Annotated in this window: 19 protein-coding genes; 3 read left to right on the top strand and 16 right to left on the bottom strand. The window is 54.3% G+C overall.

The window, feature by feature from the left end; all coding sequences use genetic code 11:
- Window positions 1–13 precede the first annotated feature (13 nt).
- From speD to ACR0M9_RS09730, 11 genes are all read right to left on the bottom strand, one after another.
- Window positions 14–418, bottom strand: a complete 405-nt coding sequence (speD, locus tag ACR0M9_RS09680) for an adenosylmethionine decarboxylase (protein ID WP_480773442.1) — start codon at window positions 416–418, stop codon at window positions 14–16.
- A gap of 1 nt (window position 419) precedes the next feature.
- The gene (locus ACR0M9_RS09685; RefSeq protein ID WP_480773443.1) at window positions 420–2,504 is read right to left on the bottom strand and encodes a radical SAM protein; all 2,085 of its coding nucleotides are present in this window, start codon (window positions 2,502–2,504) and stop codon (window positions 420–422) included.
- Between the two features lie 160 nt (window positions 2,505–2,664).
- Window positions 2,665–3,597 (bottom strand): IS5 family transposase, encoded by a 933-nt coding sequence (locus ACR0M9_RS09690; protein ID WP_480773444.1) that lies wholly within the window; start codon window positions 3,595–3,597, stop codon window positions 2,665–2,667.
- A gap of 121 nt (window positions 3,598–3,718) precedes the next feature.
- A complete protein-coding gene (locus tag ACR0M9_RS09695) occupies window positions 3,719–4,285 on the bottom strand; it encodes a prepilin-type N-terminal cleavage/methylation domain-containing protein (RefSeq protein WP_480508637.1) in 567 nt (188 codons plus the stop codon).
- Window positions 4,282–4,638, bottom strand: coding sequence for a prepilin-type N-terminal cleavage/methylation domain-containing protein (locus ACR0M9_RS09700; protein ID WP_480773445.1), 357 nt, complete (start codon window positions 4,636–4,638; stop codon window positions 4,282–4,284). The genes ACR0M9_RS09695 and ACR0M9_RS09700 overlap by 4 nt, the downstream gene beginning before the upstream one ends.
- Window positions 4,631–5,026, bottom strand: a complete 396-nt coding sequence (locus tag ACR0M9_RS09705) for a pilus assembly FimT family protein (RefSeq protein WP_480773446.1) — start codon at window positions 5,024–5,026, stop codon at window positions 4,631–4,633. Before ACR0M9_RS09705 ends, ACR0M9_RS09700 begins: the two co-directional genes overlap by 8 nt.
- Window positions 5,013–6,230: a type II secretion system F family protein gene (locus ACR0M9_RS09710; RefSeq protein ID WP_480773447.1), complete on the bottom strand. Its 1,218-nt coding sequence runs from the start codon at window positions 6,228–6,230 to the stop codon at window positions 5,013–5,015. The genes ACR0M9_RS09705 and ACR0M9_RS09710 overlap by 14 nt, the downstream gene beginning before the upstream one ends.
- Before the next feature lie 37 nt (window positions 6,231–6,267).
- Window positions 6,268–8,274 carry a type II secretion system secretin GspD gene (gene gspD, locus ACR0M9_RS09715; RefSeq protein WP_480508645.1) on the bottom strand — a complete coding sequence of 669 codons (2,007 nt, stop codon included), beginning with the start codon at window positions 8,272–8,274 and terminating at the stop codon, window positions 6,268–6,270.
- Window positions 8,271–8,777, bottom strand: coding sequence for a hypothetical protein (locus ACR0M9_RS09720; protein WP_480773448.1), 507 nt, complete (start codon window positions 8,775–8,777; stop codon window positions 8,271–8,273). The genes gspD and ACR0M9_RS09720 overlap by 4 nt, the downstream gene beginning before the upstream one ends.
- Window positions 8,774–9,337 carry a type II secretion system protein GspM gene (gene gspM / locus ACR0M9_RS09725; protein WP_480546714.1) on the bottom strand — a complete coding sequence of 188 codons (564 nt, stop codon included), beginning with the start codon at window positions 9,335–9,337 and terminating at the stop codon, window positions 8,774–8,776. Before gspM ends, ACR0M9_RS09720 begins: the two co-directional genes overlap by 4 nt.
- Window positions 9,337–10,350 carry a PilN domain-containing protein gene (locus ACR0M9_RS09730; RefSeq protein WP_480773449.1) on the bottom strand — a complete coding sequence of 338 codons (1,014 nt, stop codon included), beginning with the start codon at window positions 10,348–10,350 and terminating at the stop codon, window positions 9,337–9,339. The genes gspM and ACR0M9_RS09730 overlap by 1 nt, the downstream gene beginning before the upstream one ends.
- 93 nt (window positions 10,351–10,443) lie before the next feature.
- Here ACR0M9_RS09730 and ACR0M9_RS09735 point away from each other — a divergent pair, with 93 nt between their 5' ends.
- Complete coding sequence (locus tag ACR0M9_RS09735) at window positions 10,444–12,033, top strand: GspE/PulE family protein (protein ID WP_480773450.1); 1,590 nt, start codon at window positions 10,444–10,446, stop codon at window positions 12,031–12,033.
- A 756-nt stretch (window positions 12,034–12,789) separates the two neighbouring features.
- On the opposite strand, the gene ACR0M9_RS09740 is transcribed toward ACR0M9_RS09735, so the two are convergent.
- From ACR0M9_RS09740 to ACR0M9_RS09755, 4 genes are all read right to left on the bottom strand, one after another.
- Window positions 12,790–13,722 carry an IS5 family transposase gene (locus ACR0M9_RS09740; protein ID WP_480547734.1) on the bottom strand — a complete coding sequence of 311 codons (933 nt, stop codon included), beginning with the start codon at window positions 13,720–13,722 and terminating at the stop codon, window positions 12,790–12,792.
- 163 nt (window positions 13,723–13,885) lie between these two features.
- Window positions 13,886–14,215: a DUF6984 family protein gene (locus ACR0M9_RS09745; protein WP_480508657.1), complete on the bottom strand. Its 330-nt coding sequence runs from the start codon at window positions 14,213–14,215 to the stop codon at window positions 13,886–13,888.
- Window positions 14,212–23,640 (bottom strand): RHS repeat-associated core domain-containing protein, encoded by a 9,429-nt coding sequence (locus ACR0M9_RS09750; protein ID WP_480773451.1) that lies wholly within the window; start codon window positions 23,638–23,640, stop codon window positions 14,212–14,214. Before ACR0M9_RS09750 ends, ACR0M9_RS09745 begins: the two co-directional genes overlap by 4 nt.
- A 113-nt stretch (window positions 23,641–23,753) precedes the next feature.
- Window positions 23,754–24,476, bottom strand: coding sequence for a hypothetical protein (locus tag ACR0M9_RS09755; RefSeq protein ID WP_480546702.1), 723 nt, complete (start codon window positions 24,474–24,476; stop codon window positions 23,754–23,756).
- A 27-nt stretch (window positions 24,477–24,503) separates the two neighbouring features.
- Here ACR0M9_RS09755 and ACR0M9_RS09760 point away from each other — a divergent pair, with 27 nt between their 5' ends.
- Together ACR0M9_RS09760 and gspG are read left to right on the top strand one after the other, a co-directional pair.
- On the top strand, window positions 24,504–25,034 hold the full coding sequence (locus ACR0M9_RS09760) for a prepilin peptidase (RefSeq protein WP_480508663.1): 531 nt from the start codon (window positions 24,504–24,506) through the stop codon (window positions 25,032–25,034).
- Complete coding sequence (gspG, locus tag ACR0M9_RS09765; protein WP_480508665.1) at window positions 25,031–25,459, top strand: type II secretion system major pseudopilin GspG; 429 nt, start codon at window positions 25,031–25,033, stop codon at window positions 25,457–25,459. The genes ACR0M9_RS09760 and gspG overlap by 4 nt, the downstream gene beginning before the upstream one ends.
- 425 nt (window positions 25,460–25,884) lie before the next feature.
- Here gspG and ACR0M9_RS09770 read toward each other — a convergent pair whose 3' ends face one another.
- Window positions 25,885–26,220 (bottom strand): hypothetical protein, encoded by a 336-nt coding sequence (locus tag ACR0M9_RS09770; protein ID WP_480773452.1) that lies wholly within the window; start codon window positions 26,218–26,220, stop codon window positions 25,885–25,887.
- Window positions 26,221–26,228: the final 8 nt, after the last annotated feature.

Below are 26,228 nucleotides of genomic sequence, written 5' to 3' on the forward strand. Positions count from 1 at the left end.
TTCCTTTTTCGCTTCACGAGGTAAAGGCCAGCATCCGCTTGATCTCGGTCAACTTGATCTGCGACGTCTTGAATAGTTGCTGCAAAACAGGCACGCATTCGTATGGATCGTTATTACCACAGACGAAGACATCGCAAGATGCGCGACGATATTCGCTCCAGGTGTGTATGCTGATATGGGATTCAGCCAATAGCCCTATACCCGAGATGCCGCCTTCTTCTCCGTACTTTCGGATTTGAGTATCGATCAGTGTGCTTCCGCAAGCTCTTGCCGCGTCTTCGATTCCCTGGCGGCATAATTCTAAATTGTCAGTATTCTCAGCATCCCAAAAATCGATAAGCAGATGCAAACCAGCCCATTCACCATATGAGCCGTTACTTTGAATTTTTGCCATTTCTCCCGGCTTGTAGAAAGTCATCTTAGCCTCCCGGCTCAATTGAGGGTTGTATGGATGAGTTGTCGTTGCGCCTAGTACCCCAAGCATCTGTCGCGCGTTGATGAATGTACCAAATATCGCCTTCAGTAATCTGATTTGACACAACACCGGGAAAGGCTTGCTCGAAGAAACTGTAAGGCGGGCGCACGTCATGCTTCAGCGAATGGTAGTCCAGTTTGTTTTCCATTTGGTGCAAACGGGTAATTTCTGTGCCTGGATGGTAGGTCATGATATTCGGGCTGGCCAAATCAATCAGCCCTGCACGAATAAGATCAGCAACGCCGTCAATGGTATTGTCGATGCTTGCGCGGTTTTCGCCGTTCATCCCGAACAGGACAGCGGTGCCCACTTGGATATTTGCGGCTTTTACAGCTTTCAGTGAAAGTTCGATCTTTTGGCGCCAAGTAGGACCGTCAGATTTGCGGCGATTTTTATGGATTTCGGTGATCACTTCTTCAGACAGCGTCTCAATCCCGAAATAGATGTAACGACACCCAGCTTGCGCCATCAGTCTAGCCAATGCCAACGCGGCATTGGCATCCCTGAAAGATGACAAAAATTCTGCAGTTAACTGTGCGCCCCATTGAAGGCGCAGCATTCTATCATCATGCTCGCTTAAATTTTCGGAACTACTTTTTTCCTGAATGCTTTGCCGCGCAGCAATAAGCTGTTCACAATACTTGCGTAGATCTCCTACTTTGCCACCGAAAGCCACACTGTCATCAAAAAACAGTGCTTCGGCTCCAAGCGCAATCACACGCTTCGTCCGTTCAAACGCAACTTGCGCGGGATCAGCAGATAACTTCTGCATCCGACCAACAACGGCAATGCCTTCAGAGCAGAAGTTACACCGATAAGGGCAAGCATCGACCGTCAACATGTGGGCTGTCTTCATGACTTTGCTGCCTTCACCCCTGAAAATCGGAAAGTGCGCCCTTACACCAAAGGCCTCATAGACAAGTGGCGTTTCTTCTAGCGTAAATTTCGAACCCCAAAACACTGTGACACGAGGCATTGGGTGAATCAGGGAAGTTATAATGGCTTGACCGCGGACACCGGCATAGCGTCGCCCCATAAGCTCGAGGCATTTGTCGATTTCTTCCCGCTCAATGCGAGCAGTTACCGGATCGTAGGCAAGCGAAAGTGCTTTAATGAGGTAGTCAACGCCAAACGGGCTATTACCGGATAATACCAAATCTATGTTTGGTGCGATCCTGCCATCCAGAGTAGCCTGAGTTGTGCTGCTGTAAGCATGCGTGACAAGATTTTCTCGCCGATCGAATGTCGTAGTTTCATCTGCATGGCGACCACCCATAACAACAATAGCTTCGGGGTGGGTTTCTTTAACGACGCGCGCGATATCGACTGCATATCTATGCGCACACGAGACTGAGCTGATAAACACAATTCGCGGCTGCATAAAGACTAAAAGATCTTCCAACTCTTGCGCAGTTTTCTTATTCCAGACTCGGGGGTCAAAAACTGTCTGGTCGGTGTTAAGAAAATCTTTGGAATCCGTTCGCTGGCGCTGTGTGCTTTCTGTCAGCGCCTCCCGGTACGCTGCATCCGGTAGTATGCCCCATTGAGGGCAATAATCGTTATAGGGGTCATTATCTGATAATTGTTCTTCAAAGGCTGTAACTACCTGTGAAATCGCTGTAGAAAGACCAGAATATAGGCAAACTGGATCGCCGGGAAATTCAACCTGTCCTTCAGAATCAATCAGGGCGGGAGCTAGAATTGCCAAAACTGGGAAACTACGCTTGCGCCAAAAGTGTTCCATTGCTTCTCGCGAGGAGATTGCTACAGATCGGCATTCTTCGAGGGTGTTTTTGAGAAGGGTGCGTCGGCCACGGAAGAAGTCCGCATCATCGGTGCAAGGATGGTTGATGGACTCAGGAGTGATAATACGTATTGGAGTTTGATGCCCCATTTCCAACCTCTCCTCGAACGTCTGGTGCAATATTGCACCCAACACGGGTAGGTTGATTAACATCCAGCGCAAGCTACAATGAAAATTCATAATGATGATCCGCCCATCAAAAGTTTGAATTAATACCTTTAACATTATGAAACTGATGAATTATTTTGACAGGTACATCAGCTGTGCGCCTTAGAGCTCGCTACTAAGCGCGCAAAATACGAAAAAACGACTACACAAAAGCCTGGCTTAAGGCCTTGTTGCACAAATCAGGGCGTGATCACACTTCCCCTTTCCCCGGACGGAATTATCCTACGGGCTCAGTGACAGGTATACCAAGAGCGGTGTAGCGGTTGAGCACCGCAATCCGGACCTGGAGTTCAGCGACTTGCCGATCGAAGTCTCTGGCCATGAGGCCTTGGCCAAGCAGTTTGACGCAGTTCATCTTGGTTTCTGCGCGACTTCGGCGGTGATATCCAGTCAACCGCCGCCACAGCGCACACCCAAAATATTTGCAGGCCCGTAGTGCTTCGTTTCGCGTGACTGCTCCCGCAGTGTCGGGTTTCCAAGGTCGTGCATTTTTTCGCGGCGGGATGACGGCGGCGGCCCCTCGGGCCGCAATTACATCGTGACACTTGCGCGTATCGTAAGCACCATCGGCAGTGACAGTGGCGATCTCTTGGTCGGGTGGGATCTGTTCCAGCAGATTGGGTAGCATCGGTGCATCGCCGACGTTACTCGACGTGACTTCGACGGCTCGGATCTCCAGCGTTCCCTCGTCTATACCGAGGTGGAGCTTGCGCCAAAGGCGTTTCTTGACCCCGCCGTGCTTGCGGGCGTTCCACTCCCCTTCGCCTTCCGCCTTGATCCCGGTCGCATCGATCAGGAGGTGCAAGGGGCCTGCTCCGCCACGATACGGGATGGAGACGTTCAATGTTTTCTGCCGCCGACACAGGGTGCTGAAATCCGGCACCTTCCAGTCGAGACCAGCCAACCGCAACAGGCTCTCAACGAAACCGGTCGTCTGACGAAGGGGCAGACCGAATAGAACCTTCATTGTCAGGCAAACCTGGATAGCAGCGTCGCTGAACTCGGGCTGACGTCCCCGTTTGCCCGTCGCAGGCGGGTGCCAGGCCATCTCGGGATCAAACCAAATCGACAGCGATCCACGCTGCTTCAGTGCCATGTTGTACGAAGGCCAGTTCCTGGTCTTGTACTTCGTAAGGGACCAACTGCTCATGGTGCCCAACTATCATGCTGGATTCACAACCTGAATCCCTCATCGTATTTGTGCAACAAGGCCGCTCACAAACGAAAATTCTGTATCAATGCCAAATCTTGCGACGGCTTTATATATTAACCTACTTAAGGAGCAGGTTCACGATGAATGTGTGCCAGTTTGCATTGTCGTTTTTCGCAGCCTCTATTCGCACCAGATCTGGCAACCTTGACGCATCCGACCAAGTTCCACCCCACGCGCTATCGTCAGGATGGGCGTCAAAATAGGAAAGTGCCGGGTTGATGCCTTGAGCGACGATCTCTGTATGAGCTGCCAAAGTCTCACCGTCATCGTCCATCTCAGTGATGGTCATCAACAGGTCGACACCGTCACTTTCGACGAGGACTCTAAGAGCAGCTGCGTCAGGAGCGAACCCTTTGGCATGGATCGTCGTAAACTCCAGGCGCGTGGCCGTCCCAACAAATTCAACCGGGTATGGTGCTATGCCGGTCGGTGGGGTTGCGTTGGCTAACCAGGATCGCAATCGAGCTTTCAATGCAACTTGTTCGTATTGTTGTGGATCCATACGCGAACGGTCATGGACCGCGACGGCAAATCTGAGTGCTCCGGACAATCCCACTGCGATCAAGGCCAGCAATGCCAAAGCAATCAAAAGCTCGAACAAACTAAGGCCGGATCGGGCATTCATTTCAGCGCTCGAATTCCTGAGGTCTGGAAGAGTACATTACCAGTCCGGCTTGTGACTTCAATTGCAACTTCGACCAAATCAGTTTCGGAACCCATGACGATAAGCGGTTCAATACGTTGATACAGAGTCCAATCCCCTATCCCGTCTGTGCTTTCGCCAGGAGATAGGGCTCGAGCGACCCCTAACTCACTCAATCGGGAATACGCGATATCTGCTGCAACGGCCTTTTGAGAGCTTGTAGTTGAGCGTCCCAAAAACTCCGCCTGCCGCGGCAAAACCACGGACAGCACCATCGTCATAACGGCAAAGGCGATTAGCACCTCAAACAGCGAATACCCGGCTCGTTTATTCATCGCGAGCAGCCCTCGAAAGTAACCCGGTCAAAGGAGACAAGATGAGGGTTTCCCGCTGAGTTCCCTCTTCCAGGCAAATCTCGCCCCCTGATGCGGTCCCGTCCGGAAACAAGTTCAAATTCACTGGCTCATCATCGCAATTCACGATTTCGATCCCATTCGCTTGGCTCGTTCGTATTGCCTTTAGTCGCGCGTCACTGATTTTCGAGGCAAGGTCAGAGATCTGTCGGTTCAATTTCACCTCATCCGACGGAGGTCGAAATCCAGCTGCAGAAACAGCTACTACCATTGCCAGGATTGAGAGAGCGACCAAAACTTCAAACAATGAATATCCCGACGTGTCTCTGGCGTGTGTTGATAGCTGCAAGGCATCCTCAGAACGCGACATCGTTCAGGGACATAATGGCAGAAATGGTGGACATGATGACGCCGCCAACACCAAGTCCAATGATCAGCGTAAGTGCCGGGGTGATCAGACGAACAGATTGCGCGCGTATCTGAGCGTTCCGCAAGCGGAGATCATCAACGAGGTGATCCAGAACCTGAACCACCTGGTCCGATGCTTCAGCAGCTTCAACCATAGCCACAGTCATCGGGTCTATCAGCGGTGTTGACTTGAAGGTGGAGGATAGCGTGTCACCCGCAATAATACGTTCTTCTGACCTTGCGAGAAGGTCTTGGTAGGCGCGCTGATCGGTCGCCTGTTGGGCTGTTGCCACTGCACTTGGAAGTGTGGACCCGCTGGACAACATCATAGTTATGGCATCAAGGATATTCAGGGTTTCCGAAACGCGCAGATATCGCCCGATGACCGGGGTTTTCAGCAGAAGCGGAGAGGATACCGTCTTGATGCGCGTTTTGAGTATCTGCCAAAAAGCAAACACTCCGCCACCCAGACCGAGAACCACAAGCCATTTGTCGACAAGCAGATCGCGCAGGTTTGTCATAACACCAAGTATTAAAGGCGGATCGGACTCTGCATTGTCGAAAACCGGCACGAGGGTTGGGGCCAAATAGAAGACCAGCAATGCCATTACAAACAGCGACATAATTATGAGGATAACCGGATAGATCATCGCGGAACGAATTTCCCGGCGCTGTTTCGATTCGCTCTCTAATCCTGTCGCGATACGGGCTACGACACTGCGTAGGTTGTTGGCCGCTTCACCAATCTCGATCATAGTGATCAGGCGTTCAGGAAAATAGCCTCCCGCTTCGCGCATCGCATAAGCAATCGTCTTACCGTCCGCCACGTCCTGTTCAATGCGTGACACAGATTGAGCCATCTGTTTATCTTTGACATTCTCGGAACAAAACCTGAGAGCCTGCCGCAAAGGTAGATGAACATCCAGAAGGCCAGCAAGGGTTCGGAAAAAGTGCTCCAACGCTGCGGGCGACGCTTTAGTGCTTTCTGGCCCTAGCGAGATATCCTTTTGCCACCAAGGCAAATTGAAAGCGCCTTCCTCAATTGAGACAGGTTGTAAGCCCTTACCTGTTAGCGCGCTCAATAACGCAAGTTCATCCGCAGCCTGAAGCTCGCCTTTCTCTAACTTTCCCAAACCGGTGAATGCAGTGTATGAATAGCGCGGCACGTTGACGTTTCCTTACTAAAAGGCAGTTTTAGTTCCGTCATTCTGTAATCCGGTGCCAAACGGACTGGGATGGAATACCATTCTGCAGCAACCCGTTGGCACCTGAGATTCTGTTTCGCAGTTCGTCTGTTATCGATTTTGCCTCCTGCCCATTTCGTACAACCTTCGGCGTTATCAAAATCAGAAGTTCCCGTTTTCCGACATTGTCTTCGCGGTTTCTGAACAGTGCGCCGAGAACGGGGATATCACCTGCCCCAGGAACTTTGCTGTCCGTTCGCGTTCTGCTGTCTTCGATCAGGCCGCCAAGAGCGATGGTTTGACCATCATGAACCACTACATTGGTTTCTACGCGGCGCTGCGAAATCGTTGGGCTGTCAATACCGGAAGTAGTCGTATTCTGCACACTGCTCACTTCCTGATCGATATCCAGTATGACCTGCCCGGATTGGGCCACTCTGGGTTTGACCTTCAGGATGATTCCAGCGTCCCGATACGCGATTGTATTAATAATCGGTGCGTCCGGGTTGGTCACATCCTGAGACTGCTGCGTAGCAATCGGCACTTCATCACCGATCTGAAGGCGCGCCTCCTGATTGTCTAGAACCAACAAATTAGGCGAAGAGATAATATTGACATCTGTAATCGATGCCAAAGCATTAATTGCCACGCGGGCTGAACTGGTTTGAAACAAAAGGGATAACCCTGGAAATGTGGGGGCCACCGCGCCGCTGGAGGCATCCGTAAAAACATTACTCCAGTTTCCTTGTTCGAAATACCACCTCAGACCAAAATTCAATTCGTCTCTAAGGGCGACTTCTACAATTGTAGCTTCTAGGAGAACCTGAACCGGCACGGTGTCCAATGCCTGCAGGAGACGCGAGAAACTTTCTTGTTCTGTATCATTGCCCCAAACGATAATTGCGTTTTTTGCGTCATCTGCGACCACACGCGGTGCGCCCTCGCCCGATGCTTCATCGGCTTTTGCAATATCCTGCAACATTTCACCCAGGATTGGAGCTAGATCTTTTGCGATGCGATGTTGCAAGTTGTATACCGCTGGGCGCCTGCGCGCTCCACCGGCCGTTCTGTCCAGGTCGCGTATCCACTGTTCGGCTTTTGCCAGATAAGTTGAGCGCGTACTTACAACAATAACCGCAGACAGTCGTTTGCTGGGGATAAACGTCACAACATTTTGCAGGCTACCACCATCTTCTGTCTCGAAGATGAGGTTCATCTCTTCAACAACGGCTTCCGGCTCCGCAGCTTTCAGACGGTAAAGACCGACCGATTTGCCCTTCAGAACGTCCACATCAAAAAGGTTTACGGCATCAATCGCGGCAGCCATTTCATCCCGGGCACCAGAAATCAGGATTATGTTCCGGTTCGGAATTGGCATAAGCTCGACAGAGTCACCAACAATTGGCTCCAGCAACCTGATCATCTCCGTGGTTCCGATATATTCCAGTGGAACGGCAACGAGACGGGCTCCTACTTGTTGCGATTGACCAAGGCGAGTGACTCTCCGGGAGGACCCTTTTAAAGGTACGATTGTGATCAGATCGCCGGAGGTTTGGAGGGTAGCACCGTTGAAACCGAGTACGATTTCAAATGTTTCAAGCAGAGCTCTCTCGCTAAGCGGGCGAGTCGTCTGCAAGGTAACCGTACCTTCAACGCCAGGTTTGATTGTATAATTCTTGTTGAGGGCATCGCCCAGAACCGCTTTTGCAGCCTGATCAATGGGAACGTCCACCAGATTGAGGGTAATTGCCCCGTCATCTGACACTTCGACGATCTCCCGCCGACCACGGGACGCAGCGAGAAACTCGTCTGTACCCAAATACCGCTTTTCCGGCGCAGGACCATTCAAAGCAAGTCGCAAACTATCGGCTCCTGTTTGCGAAGATCCTCGAATTGAAGACTCATTGTTTGCTAGAAACCGTGAACTGAACCCACCTTCCGAATTTTCATCGCTACAGGCTGCAACTAATAAAAGGCTCAAAGCAATAAATACTGTCCGAAAATGGTGCCTATAGTTGATCATCATTGGTACATCTCAATTCGAAAGGTTTCAGAGGCCAGGCTGAGTTCGACCCAGTCCGGTCCGATAGTAGATACGGTCCATCCACCGATCTTTGTGCCGGGTTTCGCCCACTGCGGGTTCTCGCCAGTTGCTGAGACCAGCACTTTACTGCCGCTTGCGTCTACCATTACGCCATGCACAGAGATTTCCGGTCGCTCAGACGATAAGACAGGCTCCGCTGAGAGGGCGGCTTCCTGCACCTCATCAGGTTTGAGAGGTGCGTTCGGGCGGCGATTGGGCGCGAATAACGGGCGCTCAACGATCGCTGCATAGTAGATTTTTGACCGTGGAGATCGTGCCGTGCTATCTGCGTCTGCAGATTCCACCGCTTGGCTCTGTTCTGTTTGCGCGGCAAGATCGGATCGTTCCATGGCTGACGTCACCGTTCTGCCTGCAACGAAGCAAGACAATGCTGCCATGACGATCAGCATGGAGGTCCCGCAAATTGCAAGCAGAAGGGATTTCATTCGAAGTTCGCCTCCTCGAGATGAATAGGGGCAATCAGCTCAAGCTGGGCATTCAGAATGGGCTGTGTCTGGTTGTTATCTGGACGGCTAAGTTGCCGCAGAGAAGCCTTTTCAACGAGCAAAGCTGGAGACGAGTATTCGATCTGCTGCAAGAAACCCAGTACCTGGTCCAGAGTTGCGTCGAACTCAAGGCGAAAGCCCGCAGCTTCAACCGAGGCCACTCGCCTTGTTTTCAGTGGTGTAATCGACCTCAAACTCACGCCATTGCTGGAGGCCGATGCCGAGAGAGCGGTTTGAATTTGAGCCGTTGCCGCGCCAATCTGTTCAGCCCGCCAGAGGAAGTCCTCTTCTTCATTCTGAGAAATTGTAGCGCTCTGCTGCTTTAGGTTGGCAATCGTAGCCTGTGTGCGATGGATATCAGCTTGCACCTGAGAACGTGCCTCAAGCCCGCTTGCCTTCCAGGAATTCAGCGGTGTCACTATGAAAATTCCTGTCACAGCGACAACACTACCGCATATTACAAGAGCGCCGAGCGCAGATATGACGCGCTCCCGCTGCATTACCCCGACACGCCAAGATCGAGTGTGATCTCAAACCGCTCTGCCCCGCGAGCTGTGCGTGAAACAGGTCCGCTCAAACGCGGATTACCAAAAACTGATCGTTTTCCAAGGGAAAGCACTGTTTCTGCGGCGGAATTTCCGGCCTCTCCGGTAATGACCACATGCGAAGTGTTGAAGGTCAGTGTTGAAACCCAAACATCGTCTTCCAGACTTACAGTCAATTCCCTGACAGTATCCAAAAGGAGAGGCCTCAAAAGAACAGCATCGACAAACGCTGCTTTTTGAGCTTCTGCCTTTCGAATGTCTTCCACTTTGCGTCTCTCCAGAAGCGCTTCCGTACGCAACGTATCCAACTCAATCTGAAGCGTGCGGGCTTCGCTGCGCGCTGACCAGCCGGGATAAAGCCATGCCGCGAACAGTGCGAGTGCTGTCACTGAGACCAGCGCTGCGTTCAATTTCCGGAGGTTTTGGCGCCATGGCAGGAGCTCGTCTGAAAAGTCGGCAATGGCGGATGGTGCGTTTTCTGTGTCGACATACAATCTTCGGACTCGAAAACCATTTTTCCTCAGGTTGAGCTTCCAGTTTGCAACATCGTCACGTCGAACAATCCACTGTGAAACGTCAATGGTATCGTCTTGAATGATGGGCTTCCCCAATCTCCAATGGATATTGCTCAGTTCAAATGGTGTGCGACTTCTCAAGTCGAGAAGAGCCATTTCTTCCAGTTTGCTACGGGCCGTGAGCGGGAAACTCAGCCGTCGCTCAAAGAAAAATTCTGTGGGGACAAAAATATCTATAGCGGGAGCACTGCTACCCTGCCCTTTTTGGGCTACTTCTCGCGATAGCGCGTCGATTGAAACGTTGACGTCAGATTGATTCAGATGCGATGTACCAAATCTTACAGGCACAGCCATGGGTTGACCCCATAATATGGCGCCGATCCATTCCGGTAACAAGCCGCCCGCCCAATCGGTCAGCTTGGCTTTGACATCTACAAATGTCCGCCTGATCATCTGTCTGCTCGTTTTTATTGGCTAATTGCCCTAATTATTCCACTTGTTTACTCTACAACTTTAAGCTTTGACAGAACTTTGTGAACAGGGAGCATGGTTGTGGCATATTTGAACACTTCGGAATTCCTGGACTGGCTACAGAGCAATGAAAAGATAACACAAACTGCTGTTAAGAGAGCTGAAAACGCAAGCCGCAAGACCGACACGCCTATTGAAAAAACCTTGCTTGAATTTGGCCTCGTCGATGAAGACGATCTTTATCAGGAGCTTGCAAAATTCCTGGACGTTAGATTTGTCACAGAGCCCGACTTTAACCCCGAACTTTCCGAGAGCCTACCTATTCCCAGAGACTTTCTGAAAAGAGCTGAAGTTCTACCTGTGCTTGAAAATGACAGTGCCATTCTGGTCGCGACATCTGATCCTCGCGCCCATGAAACGATACAAAGCGTGGGCTTTCATCTCAGGCTGCCGGTTCAGATGGTCATCGCGACGCCGACCACGATCAAGACGTTGCTGGCCCAAAGCGATTCCGCAAACGACCTCAAAGAGGATGTGTCGGATTTTGACGTCGAACGTTTGAACGCATTGGCCAATGACGGGCCGACCATCAAGCTGGTAAATGACATTATTTCAGATGCGGTTCGGATGGGCGCATCGGACATCCATATCGAAGCTGGAGAGACGTCAGCAGCGATCCGGTTCAGGATCGACGGTAATCTCCGCACCGCCAGAACTGTGCCAGAAGGTCAGCGAGCCTCGGTTATTTCACGGCTCAAGGTCATGGCTGATCTGAATATATCCGAGAAACGCCGGCCGCAGGATGGGCGGGCCCAGATTTCGGTACGCGGCAGTGTCATCGACATTCGGATGTCCACGCTGCCAACACAGTTTGGCGAAAGTATCGTGCTGAGGTTGCTGGACCGGTCAAACGTGTCTCTGAACTGGACGGCTTTGGGCTACGACCAGACCCGCATCGAACAGATTGAGCGCATTACGAATATGCCTAACGGTGTCTTCCTTGTGGCAGGGCCTACGGGCAGCGGCAAAACCACGACCCTCTACACCGCATTGAGTGGTCTTAACTCCACGGATCGGAAAATCGTCACGGTGGAGGACCCAATCGAATACACCCTCCCCGGCGTGAATCAGGTGCAGGTCGAACCCGCTGTTGAGATGACATTCGCACGGGCTCTGCGCGCCATCCTGCGTCAGGATCCTGACGTCATAATGGTGGGTGAAATCAGGGACCAAGAGACGGCAGAGATTGCCGTGCGCGCCGCCCTAGTCGGTAGGCTGGTGCTGTCTACGATCCACACCAATGACTCGCTGTCTGCAGTGACGCGGCTTATCGACCTTGGGATACCCCCGTATCTTTTGTCTGCCACATTGCGGGGAGTTCTTTCTCAACGGTTGGTGCGAACCGTTTGTGTGGCCTGCCAAGGTGCAGGCTGCGAAACATGCGGCAAATCCGGAACAAAGGGGCGTACGGTGGTGTCAGAACTGCTCGAAATAGACTCCGCTTTGAGTTCTGCAATTTCCGATGGAGGCACCAAAAGCGCCCTGTCTCAAGCTGCGCGTGCGCAGGGGTTTCGCACGATGCAGGATCAGGCCAATGAGTTGAAGAGCATCGGCAAGATAGATGCGTTTGAACTTAACCGCGTATTGGGTATAGATTTTGGCTAGTTAACCGGTAGCCAGGTTCTGGCTATCATTGTCATTATCTTCGATCGGCACTTGCCCGCCGCCGCTGATGCGTGGGATACCCTGACGAACCTGCACCATATGGTTGAGGTCATCCTTAGATGATATGCTTGGACTTCGCCGGAACCAGCCGGTCGAGGACCGCCGTCAGCTGGCTGTCCAATTTTTAACCCGTCGATTAATAAACATCAGTCACTTCTTCCAATAAGCCGGCCGTTATGTGCCAAAAAAAATGTTGATCGAAATAGACGAAGTGCTTGTGGTTCGAAAACATACCGCCCGAAAACTCGACGTCCTCTCGAAGTCGATTAAGGTAACTAGACCCACAACACTCGAACAAACCCGCATCTTGTTCGACATTGTACATATATGGAAAGGTGGCTTTTGAGGTAAAAATCTCGTCAAAATAGAAAACAGAGGATACGTTTCTAAATCTGAATGTCTTGGACGCAAATCTCAGACATATTTCACCCGGATATCGAGGCGCATCCATTTGCGCCTCGCCCTCACATACTAGCTTAACGGTTTCGTAGGTTTCCAGCTTATGTAGTCCAAATATTGACATCAGGGATACCTAATTTTCCACTCGGGCGCGACTAGTCGACCACGGCACCAAAAAGTTAAGAAAAATAGAAGTATTGCTTTTGGATTGTAGAAAAATTGATTTTTCCCTCGAATCCGAGGGGCGCTGTTGCATAAATCAGGATCTGAGCGTGGCTCCCCTTTCCCCGGACGGACCTATCCTACGGGCTCTGTAACGGGGATGCCAAGTGCGGTGTAGCCGTTGAGCACGGCGATACGCACTTGCAGTTCTGCGACCTGGCGGTCGAAGTCTCGGGCCATCAGGGATTGGCCGAGCAGCTTGATGCAGTTCATCTTGGCCTCGACGCGACTCCGGCGGTGGTATCCGCTCCACCGTCGCCAGATGGCACGGCCCAGGTACTTCGAAGTGCGCAGGGCTTCGTTTCGAGCGACGGCGCCAGGGCTTGTCGGTTTCCACGCCTTCGCGTTCTTGCGGGGCGGGATGACAGCAGCGGCACCGCGAGCGGCAATCGCTTCGTGACATTTGCGGGTGTCGTAGGCGCCGTCGGCAGTGACCGATCCGATCTGCTCGTCAGCCGGGATCTGATCCAGGAGATCGGGCAAAATAGGTGCATCACCGATGTTGCTGCCCGTGACCTCGACGGCCCGGACTTCCAGCGTTTCCTCGTCAATTCCGATGTGTATCTTGCGCCAGATGCGCCGCTTCGGACCACCGTGTTTGCGGGCGTTCCATTCGCCTTCACCCTCGGCCTTGATGCCGGTGCTATCAATCAGCAGGTTCAGCGGGCCATTGCCACCGCGGTATGGGATAGCCACGTTCAGCTTCCGTTGGCGGCGGCACAGGGTGCTGAAGTCTGGTACGTTCCAGTCCAACCCGACCAGCCGAAGAAGGCTCTGCACGAACCCCGTCGTTTGCCTCAGCGGCATGCCAAACAGCACCTTCATGGTCAGGCAGGTCTGGATCGCGGCATCGCTGAAACTCGGCTGCCGCCCGCGCCTCCCCGTCGGGGGCGGCCTCCACACCATGTCGGGATCAAACCACACCGTCAGCGAACCGCGCCGCCTCAGTGCTTCATTGTAAGCCGACCAATTCGTGGTCTTGTACTTCGTAGGGGCCCAACTGCTCATACCATCCAGCTATCATGCTGGATTCATGTAGTGAATCCCTCAACCGATTTGCGCAACAAAGCCGGTTCCGTATATAGGTTCTGCGATGTAAATTCCGCTCGCATATCAAAGAGGGTCCCCATTCACATCAACATTGGTCCATGGATCATTTGGATTCGGACCGCTATTTAACACCTGGTTTGAGCTGCTTTTTGCTAGTAGGCCATTTCTTCACTGGAAGGTAGTCGACGCGCCAATACTCCAAAGTGCCCAATACATTGGCTTCGCCTAAATGCAAATCAAAGATAACCAATACACCATCTTCGTCACTGTAGTTGCAAGAAAGGATTTTTTTTGCCGGTTCATTCAATTTCTGAAACCAGATAGTGCCCACGCCTCCTGCATCGCTCTCATCAACTTGGAACTGTCTAAAGTCGCAAGGAAACGTTTCGGCATTCTGAGTTTCGAGAAACTCGACCACTAGAATTTCGTACGGTCTTAGGTAACGCTTCATGGAACTAAATGAATCCTACCTACATTCACACTGCCATCAGAAAATCGATACGCGTTATATTGAATTCTATTACCGTTGACCTGTACGAACCGGATGTTGTTTTGAACAGTGTTTGGCAACGGGTTGGCCCTCATGTCGTTACGGATTGCCTCCCTTACTGCGTTACGGTTGATGCCTGCTTCGTCAATGTGACGCCATGTGTGATGCTTTTGGTTTTCATTTCGACCATACGATACGTTTTCGTCGTCTCCATCCCCGTCATCATCCCCATCCCCTCCGGGCGGGGTTGCTCCCGCTGCAGTCGCACCGGAGTCGGCGTTCGAATTCGTATTTGAATTCCCACTGCTACCATTGCTCTGATTATTTAGAATGTTATTGAATTGTGCAAAGATATTGGAAATCAGCGCCGATATACCTGACGCTATGTTCCCGAATACGCCTTGGTTACAAGGTTCGTATGCCGCGCATCCGACAATAGCAGTACTTGCAACCATCGCACCGGTAAGAGCTGAATAGTCTGCAGTTACAGCCAACCCACTTGGGTCAGTCCAGTTGTATGGATCGTTGAAGGTATACGCGTACAGATTCAAATCTCCTGCAGCGAAGCCGATGGGATCGCGTTGGATGAACTGCCCTGTTGTGGGGTCGTAGTGGCGGGCGCGGTAGTAGATGAGCCCGGTCTCGAGGTCGTGCTCGCGACCTGTATAGCCGTAGCGCTGCTCGATGGTGTTGACCGTCTGGGTCTGGGTACCGAAGGCGTCGTAGTCGTAATCGGCTGCGACGGCGCCGGTGGAGATCGAGACCGCGGTCAGGATCGAGCCCAGACGGTTGGCAAAGAGTCCATAGGCCGAGCCGGAACCTGCATCGGTGCTTCCGGTATAGCCTTCGAAGGCCAGCGGCTCATCGGTACGGGGACCATGCAGCCAGCGTTTGGCCAGCGTGCCGTTGTCGAAATCGAGCACCGCATCGTTGGCCGTGGTGGCATAAGGGTTCCACGAGTCATAGACGAAGGCCTCCACATCCGCGCCGACGGTTTTAGCGATTCGTCGATCGAGGGCATCGTATGCGTAGTTGGCGGTTGCGGTGTCAGAACCGTATCCGATCAGCCTGTTCTGGCTGTCATAGGCATAGGTCTCGACCGCGTCGGTGGTTTTGTGGGTCCGGCTGATACGGTTGCCGCGCAGGTCGTAGGCGTAGCGGTAGGTGTCATCTTCAAGCAGCTGGTTGTGAGCGTTGCTCTCATAGCCGGAAGAGGTGTTCGAGAAGGTGCGGTTGCCCTCCTGGTCGTACTGGTAATCCTCGATCGGCACTGGCACGCCGCCATCGATGGGCGGGATGCCCTGGCGGACCTGTACCAGCCGGTTGAGGTCATCATAGGAGATGTGTTTCGACTGCGCCGGGTCGAGCTTGTCGAGGATCGCCGTCAGCTGGCCGTCGGGGTCGTAAGTATAATCCAGATCGGTCAGCGTCACCCCTGACTGCGCATGGGTCAGTGCCGAGAGTAGGCCATTGGTATAGCCATAGGTGGACGTCCGGCCGCTGGTGGAGGTCAACGCGGTACGGCGACCTTCATCGTCGTAGCCGAAGCTGTAGGTGCTGCCCCAGGGCGAGGTCAGATCGGTCAGCCGGTCCTCGGCATCCCAATCATAGGTGGTGGCACCGCCCAGCGAGTCCTCCATCCGCGTGCGGCGGTCGAGCAGGTCATAGCTGTAGGTCAGAGTGACCTGCGGCTGCGGCCCGACAGTGCCGTCGGTGGTGGTGGTGGCCACCCGGTTGCGGGTGTCATAGGTGAAAGTGACCCGGCTGTCATCGTCGGCGGCCAGCGTCAGGTTGCTGCGCGGGTCATAGCCGTAGATCAGCGTATCGTCGGGGGTCACCACCTGCGTGCGGCGGCTGAGTCCGTCATAGGTGGCTGTTTCAACCAATCCGCCTTCGCGGGTGAGTGTTATCAGGTTGCCGCGGCTGTCATAGGCCCGGGTCATGGTCTGGTTGATCGGATCGGTGCGCGAGACCATCCGGTCCAGCGTGTCATAGGCAAAGCTGGTTACACCTGCGCGCCCATCCGTTACGGTCGCGACGTTGTCGCGGCTGTCATAGGTGAAGGATTTGACATGGCCTTCGGGATCCGTGGTTTGGATCAGGCGGCTGACATCATCATAGGCATAGAGATGGGTCTCACCATCCCCGTTGATGTGTTTGATAACCTCACCGGCCGCGTTATAGACGCGCTGGATCAGGCCTTCGGCCGGGTCGTCGATCGCCACGAGACGCTCGAGCCCGTCATAGGACATGGTGGTGACAAGACCAGTCTGATCGGTCACCGTTTCCAGGTTGCCGGCGGGCCGGTAAGTGTACTGTGTGACCCCGCCGATATTGGCGCCATCTGCACCGGTGACTTCGACCGACAGCACGCGGTTGAGCCCGTCATAGCTTCGGCGCACCTGCCGCTCGATGGGCGAACCGGCAGCCTCTGCGATCACGGTGGTGTTGCCAGCCGCGTCATATGTCAATTGCGTGACCGAGCCATCCGCATAGGTGGTGCTGGCGAGGTTCTGATCGGCATTATAGGTGAAGGATGTGACGTTGCCGTTCTCATCCGTCCGCGTAGCCAGTTTGCCCTCGGGTGTATAGGTCATGGCGCGTGCACCACCTTCGGCATCGGTCATGCCAGCCACTTCACCAAACTCGTCATAGGTGTAGGTGGTGGTGAACCCGTCCCCATCGGTCATGGTCACGACCTTGTTGTAGGTGGGTTCATAGGTATAGGAGGTCGTGCGTTCCGCCGGAGTGCCAACGGATTCTGTCATCGTCTCGACATTGCCGAGACTGTCATAGGTGATCGAGTCCACACGCACGCCGCCAGGCGCGGTCTCGCTGGGTCGTTCCACCCGAACTGCGAGGTTCTGCGCGTCCCGTTCGATCTTGGTCACCCGGCCCAGCGGATCGGCGGTCTGAATGACCGACCCGAACTGGTTGACGATCACTTCGGTGGTCTGGCCCTTGCGGTCGGTGACAGCGGTCACCCGATCTTCGGGCGCCACATAGATCAGCGGGCTGGTGGCCGCGCCGCCCAGACCATCGATCAATCCAAGGGACGAGGCCACCTGGTTGGCGACGCTGGAGCCATCCGGCATCGTTGCGCCGTTCAGGTTCCCCATACCGTCATAGGTATAGCTGGTGACATTGCCATTCTGGTTGGTGGTGGAAACCAAACGGCCGTTTGCGTCATAGGCGAAGCTGACCTTTGACCCGACGGGTTCCGTCACCTCGTTGAGATTGCCGATGTCGTCATATGCGAGCGTGGTGACCCGGCCATCCGGATAGGTTACAGATGCCAGACGCCCCAGCTCTTCATAGGCAAAGCTGGTGATCCCGCCCACCTGATCGGTAATGGTCGCCAGGCGACCCAGATCATCATAGGCGTATTCCTTTCGGTTGCCCTGCGGGTCCAGTGTTGCCGTTTGCAAGCCATTGACGTCATAGAGAACGATGTTGCCATCCTTGTAGCGCCGCTGCCAGGTGCCGTCCGCCAGGCGCGCAAGGGTCGAGAACTCACCCCGCCCCGATACAAACTTGCCCGTTGCCGAAGGTTTGGAGAAATGCACTGTAACCGTGAAGCGCTGCGTTGACAGCAGATCCAGGCTGCCATCACCATTTATGTCTGCGAAATCGGTGTCAACAAAACCATAGTCAAGCAAGCCGGTTTCAAAGGGTTGAAAAGTTCCGTCGCCATTACTGATGTATACAAAGACTTGTCCCAGGCTTGTTGTAACCAGATCGGTCACGCCATCGCCATTGGCATCCGCCAAGCTTACGAACAGAAATGCATCGGCTTCAGGCGGTCGAGCCAGAACGATGGGGTCCGCAAAAGCTTGGCCTGTGGTGTTCAACAGCACCTGCAATTGTGTGTCCGAGCTGTAGACCAGGTCCAGCTTGCCATCGCCGTTGAAATCGTGCAGCTTTGCGAAGTCGCCTAAGTAGTTCAAACCGCCATTACCCGCGCGCAGATTTCGTAGTGTAAAGCGTAGGAAACCGTCCTCAGCGCGCGTGAACAGAATGTCCACACCTTCTTGCGTCCGATAGGCTACGTCATCCCAGCCGTTCCCGTCGACATCGTCGACCATGACCTGAAGCGTTCCGCGACCATTGAACGTATAGTTGGATATCTGGAACAACTGACGCGCGTCAGACCCGCCAATACTGACCCAAATCTCGTCACTCGTGCCAAAAAAGGAACTCGTATTAGCTCCGTAGACGATGTCCTCGAACCCGTCCTTGTTGAGATCGGTGACCTTCAGATCCTTCGGCTTTCGCCCAATTCCCAAGGACTGGAACTCACTCGTCAGATTCCCAAAGCCATCATTGGTGGCATATCCAAAGCCATCTTGGACCTGCAAAACATAAGCTACATCCGACAGGTCATCGTTGTTCAACTCACCCAATGCCATGGCCGAAAGATTTGGAGTCCACACCCCTGTTTGCGTGACCTCACTAGGATTACCGATTTCGAGGGTTCCCTCCTGCCGGAGGTCTCTGTTACCAAAATTGATTATTGATTTGAGGCTACCCGTACCGCTGTCTGCGAACACGACATCCAGATCTCCGTCACCGTCCAGATCAATCGCTTCTATGCCAACCGGCCCAGTGGCGGGGAAGACAAGTGGTTCGTCTTCGAACTCTGTCAGGGTGGGTTCAGGATCGAATGTGGTCACCCCATCATCATCGATGATCGAGATTTTACCGTCGGGCCCTTCCACCAGCTTCTGCAGGTCGTCAATGGCCCAGCCATTGCCATAGGGACTGTCGCTTTCGTTCTGCACATAGAACTCGGCCATATGCGTGCCGCCCACGGTCGAGCAGTCATAAATCGCCTTGCTGTTGAACTGGTAGGCATAGCGCCCGGAGGTCAGGCCCGACCCGTCGACCGGCATGGACTGGCGCAGAACCACCTGTTCTCCGATCAGGGCCGGAATGGTTCCGTCCAAACCTTCGCGCGGGGTCCAGCTGCGCCCGTCGCTGATCGACAACCCGCCCGCTTCGATGCGTGTTTGCAGTGCCACCGGCAACGATGCGTCGTCGGCAATGGTGACATCGCCCGCCACGATGATGGTCGGGTTGGCGGCCTGACTGTGATAGCTGAGTGCAATCTCCTGCGCTTCACCGAAGGCGGTGTAGCCTGGCAGGGTGTAGCTGGTGGCATTGTCGCCCTCAAACGGGGTCAGATACTTCATCCCTGTCGGCTGGTCCGAAGATGCGACCGTTTGTGGTGCCTGCGGCAGGAAGGTGAACAATGCACCGCCCGAGACACCGGACAGCGTTCCGCTGACGGTGGCCGCACCGGAATCCACGCTTGCGTCCGCAGCACGCCGGAACAGGCCGTTCAATTGGCTGACCCGCCACATCTCGAGCCGGGTCTGTTCCGGCAAGTTGTCCAGGTTCGGTCCAGTGATGGTCATGCCCTGGGTGAAGACCGCACCGGAGGCATCCAGCGCGTAAATCCGGCAGGCTTGAGTGTCCTCGTTGAAACCGGGATGGTCAAAGAGCTGCGGCAGTGAGCCGAGGCAGACGTCACCTGTGTACAGGCCGCCCGCATCGCTTTGTACGGAATCGGCCGGGATGGAGACTGTTACGCCGGACGCCGTTCCGGTCAGCACCGTCTCCTGACCGGCGACAACTGTTGCACAGCCATCGGTCAGCGGCACGAGATGGAAATCCGGGGTGATATCGCGATCCTGGTTCTCGGTCACCGTGATTACGCGGGTCTCGCCCAGATAGCCACCCGGGCCACCATCCGCGGAGGGTTCCACCTCCACCTGATCCGTGCCTTCCACAAGGCTACCAAAGCTGAATGTCCCGTCGGCTGCAGTTGTCGTCATCAGCGCGGCATCGCGCAGGCGAACCGGCATGTTGGCTAGCGGCGTGATTGTCCCGGCTGCAAAATCAGTGGCGTCCAGAACACGACCGTGAATGGCCGTATCCCCGGCGGTGGCTTCCACAACCTCGATCGTGAGGGTTGCCTCGTCGGTCAGAACCCCATCTGACACCCCAACAGTATAACTATAGGTTCCCAGTTGCCCGGTCTCAGGGCGGAACCGAACCTCACCATTATTGCCGTTGAGCGTAACGCCGGTTGCCAGCGGCAGCGGCGTTGCAAAGAAGCTGATCGGATCCCCGTCCGGGTCGCTGCCCTCAAGATCAAGCGCTAGCTCCAGGCCCAGTTCGACCGTATAGCTGTCGCGCAGCTGGCCAAGAACCGGGGCTGCATTCAGGGCACTGGCATTGACGGCAAGCGTATGCGTGGCTTCCAGCAGCTCGTCCGAGACGGTGACTTCCAGAACATAATCACCCGGCAGGTCGGCGATGAAGCCGGCCTCGCCGTTGCCAATATCCTCGAAGAACGGATCCGAGCCTGCAGGCTTTGTGGTGACGGCGTAGCTGAAGATCAGCGGGTCGTTATCCGGATCGTTTGACCCGGCGGCGGAATAAATCACCTCCTGCCCCACATCGACCTGATCGGGGCCTTCCAACAGGGCCACCGGCGCGCGGTTGGGCGCGGTCAAGGTCCATGTGACAGGAGCGCTGGCGAACTCATAGTCCGAGACAACCAGGCTGAACACATACTCGCCCCGGCGATCCGGCGTGAATGTGATGGCGGACTGGCCCTGCCCCATGATCCCGGCCGTGCTGCCGTCCGGAGCGGAAACCAGTGTCCAGGCATAAGACAGAGCATCGCCATCGGGATCACCCGAAACCGCGGCACTGATCGTGGCAAGGTCACCGACAAAAGCTTCGGTATCGCCCGAAACCGCTGCAACCGGCGGCGAGTTGACAACTTCGACCATCACAACCGACGGCTCGGCAATCATGGCATCGTCTGCCGCGGTAATCTGGAGCAGGTAGACACCAACCCGGTCCGGAGCAAAACTCAGCGCGTCACCCAATACAATCGGCGCGCCGAGATCCGCGCTGCTCCCTGCTGGGCGGGCAATCAGCGACCAGCCATAAGACAGGCTATCCGCATTCCCGTCGAAGCTATAGTCCGACGCATTCAAATCGACAGTCTGACCCGAGACCAGAGAAATCGTCGATCTGGTCTCCAGAACCGGGCGCAGGTTGGTATTGCCAACAAAGATCGTATCCGCAAGAGACACACCCGCAGAATCCGATACGATCAGTTGAACAACGCCAGAGCCCGGACCAGTGCAAACCGGGTTGTTGCGGTTGAACGGGTTCTTCTTCGCACGGTCATCGTCGCGGGCAACGCCATCAACATAGGCATACATACGTGCATTGCCGATGTTATCCGTTGTCACGTGCAGCGAGGTGCGCCCGGGAACCGTCCAGGTGCCGTGATCGACACCATTGCTGTCTTGCAATGTGACATCCCGCGTATAGGTCTGTTTGTTCTCGACCTCCCAGACCAAGATAGCGCCTTGCATACCGGCCTGCCGACCGCGGGAATGCAGGGTGAACTGAATCGGCTCCGATTCGCTGGCACCGGAGATATCCGCGGGTTGACGGATGTCGAATTGGCAGGTGTCACCTGTGTCGGAGCGCTTGAGGTGGTAAACCTCGTTCTGACGGATCACATCCCGGAACCGGCCTTCGCGAATGCTCAGACCGATCTCCGGCAACGCCAGCGTGGCGTCGGTTATCTCGACGCTTGAGCCATCCCCCATCAACCCCAGAGAAGACCAGACATAGGTCAGACCATTGCCGGTCGACAGAGTACCATCAAGCGCCAGATGGCCGCTATCACCAACAGCCTGATCCCGGCCCGCGTTGGCGGTGGGAAGCGGTGGGCTCACCAGGATCAGAGCCGTCTCCGGAACGCCTGCAACCGTATCATCTTCAACGCTCAACTGTACTACATAGGCACCGGGCAGGTCAGGGGTCAGCACAGCCGTGCCGATCTGCTCACCACCGATACCTGCGGTGCTGCCTGCCGGTGCGGAGATCAGCGCCCAACTGTGCTGGATGAAATCCCCGTCCAGATCGTAGCTTTGTGACCCGTCAAGCGTAAGCGCCGCCCCGACCTGCGTTGAAGTCACCGGCGCAATACGTGCGACCGGGCGCAGGTTCTTGTTTGCACCGGCAACGACCAGAACATGGTCCTGCGCGGAGAAACTTCCGTCAGAAACGTCCAGAGCCACAAGATAATCGCCCGGCTGATCCACAGTCACAAGCGACAGCCCGTCAATGTCAGTGCTGATCTGCGGCGACGCGCCGGATGGCGCGACCAGAACGCCCATGTCGGCAACCAGAACATCGCCATCGATATCGGTCGATGCGTAAGGTTCAATGGTCAGGGGAACGCCAGACTCAGCGTGCAGCTGATCGAAGCGGGCGGATGGGACAGGCGCCACAATCCGGCCCCCTACCCCTTCATAATAATCCACACCGCGCGCTTCCAGATCGGCGCGGGTCAGCGCATCACCCACAAGGCCGGTCAGCGTCACCGACCCTCCGGCGGTGCCAAAGATGAAGGTCAGATCCGATTGAGCCGGGTCTGGCGAGACCCGTGCATTGGTGTTCGTATCCGTATCAAGCTCCAGCACATCGACTAGGGCGAGGAACTCAGTCGGGCTGCTCGCGCTATACGTGATGCCGTTCAGAGTCACGGTCAGCGTGTCGGCAACAGAACCGGTGCCATCATCCAGAACAAAGCCCGAAATTCTGTCATGGGTTCCGGGAGCGGTCGCCCGCTCGCCCAGATCAAACGTATCAGCAACACCTGTCGCAGCCGTCTGGTTCACTTCGTAGCTGAGGCGGTAGACATCGGTGGTACCACTGTTCGGTAGATAGCGGAGGTCGAGATACTCAGGCTCAGAAACAGCACCGGTCGGATCCTGCACCGTGAGGGCAACCCGGTACGCACCTTCCAGATCCAGCGAAATGGCCGAAAGTGGTCCGTCACCCATCAACTGCGCGGCACTGCCCGCAGGCGCAGATTCAATGGCCCAGCTATAGCTGAGCGCGCCACCCTCCAGATCAAAACTAGCCGAACCATCCAGCGTCACCGGGCTTGAACCATCCGGCACTCCGCGCACCCGCGCACGCGCCACAGGCGGCAGATTGTCCGAGCCAAACACAACGTCAGAGGTCGCAACAATAGCCCCCGAGGCGTCAGTAAAGGACACTCGTGCACGGTAGGTGCCTGGAATGTCGAGCAGGATCTGGGGCCGCAGCACGGTCGCATCGCTGAAATCCGCCACGCTGGCAGCCGGGCGGTCAATCCATGTCCAGGAGGGCTGCAAGGCTGGCCCGGCTGGTAAAACGACCCCGTCCACAGGGTCCAGCGTGATCGTCTGACCAGCTACGGCTTTTATCGGAAGAGAGGTATCTGCAGAGGCGTCTAAGGCTGAAAATGAAAATCCGGCGCAAAGGAAAGTCGTCGCGCAAAATGCGCGGTGCAAAATACCCATTCCGTATCCCTCGTTTAAATAACGATTTTTTGAAAACGTACTACCTAAAGGCGATTTTACAACAAGTTTTTTCTAACCACACAAGAACAACCCAAATCACTCGTTTTGCACAGTCAATACAGCTCCAGGATGCGACCTCCACTCCCAGAACTGCCCAAATGAATAACACCAACGGGACGTACAAACCGACCACCCTCCAACAAATCAACTCGAAATGTCACCCCAGAACCAGCCGTACGCCAGGAAACAGGAAGCTCCGCGCCCTGTATGCTGCCAAGAGGGGCAGCCGCTACCAATCGCTCGACCAAAACCTGAGGTGCCAAATCAGGCGAAACGCCGTAACGACCAGAATGTACTGTCGCAAATTCTCGAAGGCGAAGCCCATCTTCATACGGAATCTCCGCAACCCGCGCGAAATCAACGACGCTGTTCAGTCGGTATGGAGTGCGCCTCCACTCCCGATACCGCTCAACCGCATCGTCAGAGATGTCCAGCAAAGAGGCTAAAGCATCCAGCAGATCTGGGGCGGCGGTATTAAGATCGACCAGTCCACCTACATCTTGCAAAGCAATCGTGAGTTCGCGGTCGTTCAGTTGAAGCACCAATGGTTCCCGCCGGCCAGCTTGATTTGGTTTCTCCGCGAAAACGGCCAACGCAAGCTCCGCCAGTGCCTGATTTTCCTGTTGGCGTTTCGCAAGTATCAATTCGGCTTCATTGACCTTAAGGTTTGCTAGAAAACGACTGCTTGTGATTGCAAAAAGCAGCGCGACAATGCTCAGCGTTGACAACACGACGATGAGGGCAAAGCCCTGCTTTCGACGTCCGCTTGCAACCATCTTTGCAACCCCCTATCAGATTTGAGCATGCAAACCATTTGGCTCGTTTTAATTCATCTTCTGGTTTATGGCCTGCTCGCAGTGACATCAATACCACTGAGTTGGTTGGCAGGGTTACTCGCAGTTCTATTGATATGGGCTAGCGTATGGGACTTCCTGACCTTTGAGATCCCGGATATGGCGGCCATACTATTGCTCGTCTCAGGAGCGCTTTCTCTTGTGTTTCATCCAACAGTGACGTTAATCGACGGAGTTTTAGGAGGAATTTTGTGGCCTCTGCTGTTCTGGGCGGTAGCTGAACTTTACCTGAAAGCACGTGGCGTTCATGGTTTGGGCTTTGGTGACGTAAAACTCATGGCTGGAATTGGGCTTTGGTGCGGGGCCTATGGAACCATCTATGTGGTCTTGTCAGCAGCACTTGCTGGAGTTGTTGTCCTCAGCCTACTTGCGGTGGTTCGTTCGACATCAATTGAAGAATTAGGTCAATCGAAGGTTGCATTCGGACCGTTTCTTTGTCTCTCTGCCTGGAGTGTTTGGTTGCTTGGAGGCAATGCATGAAACGCAATAGTCGCGGGTGGAACAAGCGTAGTGGTATAACCATTCTGGAAGTGCTCATTGTGCTGTCTATTATTGCCATGATCGCTGCGGTCGCTGGCCCCCGACTGATCGGGTATTTAGGGCGCGCCAAGTCAGAGACCGCGAAACTGCAAATCCAGCAAATCGGCAGTGCATTGCAGTTGTTCTACATAGACACGGGCCGTTATCCGACCAGTTCCGAAAGCCTAAATGTTCTTGTATCTGCCCCTCCGGGAGATCCGTCATGGGCTGGGCCTTACCTGGACAGTGAGGAAGGTCTTATCGACCCGTGGGGTAGAGCCTATATTTACGCGGAACCCGGGGATCAGGGGCAACCGAGCGTCTCAAGCCTAGGCCGGGACGGAAGCCGGGGTGGTTCGGGGGAAGACAGCGACGTCTCGAACTAACTAGTCGAGAAAAAAGATCTTCTGATTTCGTTCGAAGTTTATTGAGTTTAGCGCTTAAAGTGCCGTTGTTAATACAATTCAAGACCCTTTGGACAATGGTGCTCGCCTACTCGCCTTGGAGTCTGCGTATTATGTGCCAGTTCTGTTCAGGGTTTTGATTCGTGGCCACTCTCCGACGTTTAAGGTGCGTATTTTTGGATACCTAAGCCGCCTTCAATTTCTGCATAGGGTTCAACCCTGCTTTCTCATGTCTTTCCTTTGTTGTTGTATGTCTATTGGCTTTGTGGCCTGCCTGCTTCTTCTAGATCCGGCTAAGATAGTTCGTCAGGTAGTGCGCAACGTCTTCGTTGGAGCGATCTTGGTACGTTAGTAGAAATTTTTTTAATATCTCCTTCTGCGGTTCCGTCATCTCACCAAAGAAAAACTCAAGCTTGGAACGTAATTCCCTTTTTTTTGTACTTTGGGCGGTCAATCAGTGTGTGTAGTGTATCGATACTTTCCTCATACTTCCCTTCGGATATGACCAGCCACATATACGCCCCCAAAACATGCAACGCAAAATTTGCCGGAATAAACGAAAAAACGCGGGATTCCTCGAACATTTCTACGTTCAACTCACTCCAGTCCTTCCCCAGAAAAGCCCTAGTCTCTTCATACCCTTCAGACCCGTATTTGTACGCGTTTACAGGCGATGGAGTGATCGCGTCTTGCTCATGAAACGCGTGCCAAATCTCGTCCTTTAACTCAACTTCAGTTTCCACTGGCTACA

The organism is Ruegeria sp. CH2, from assembly GCF_056537065.1.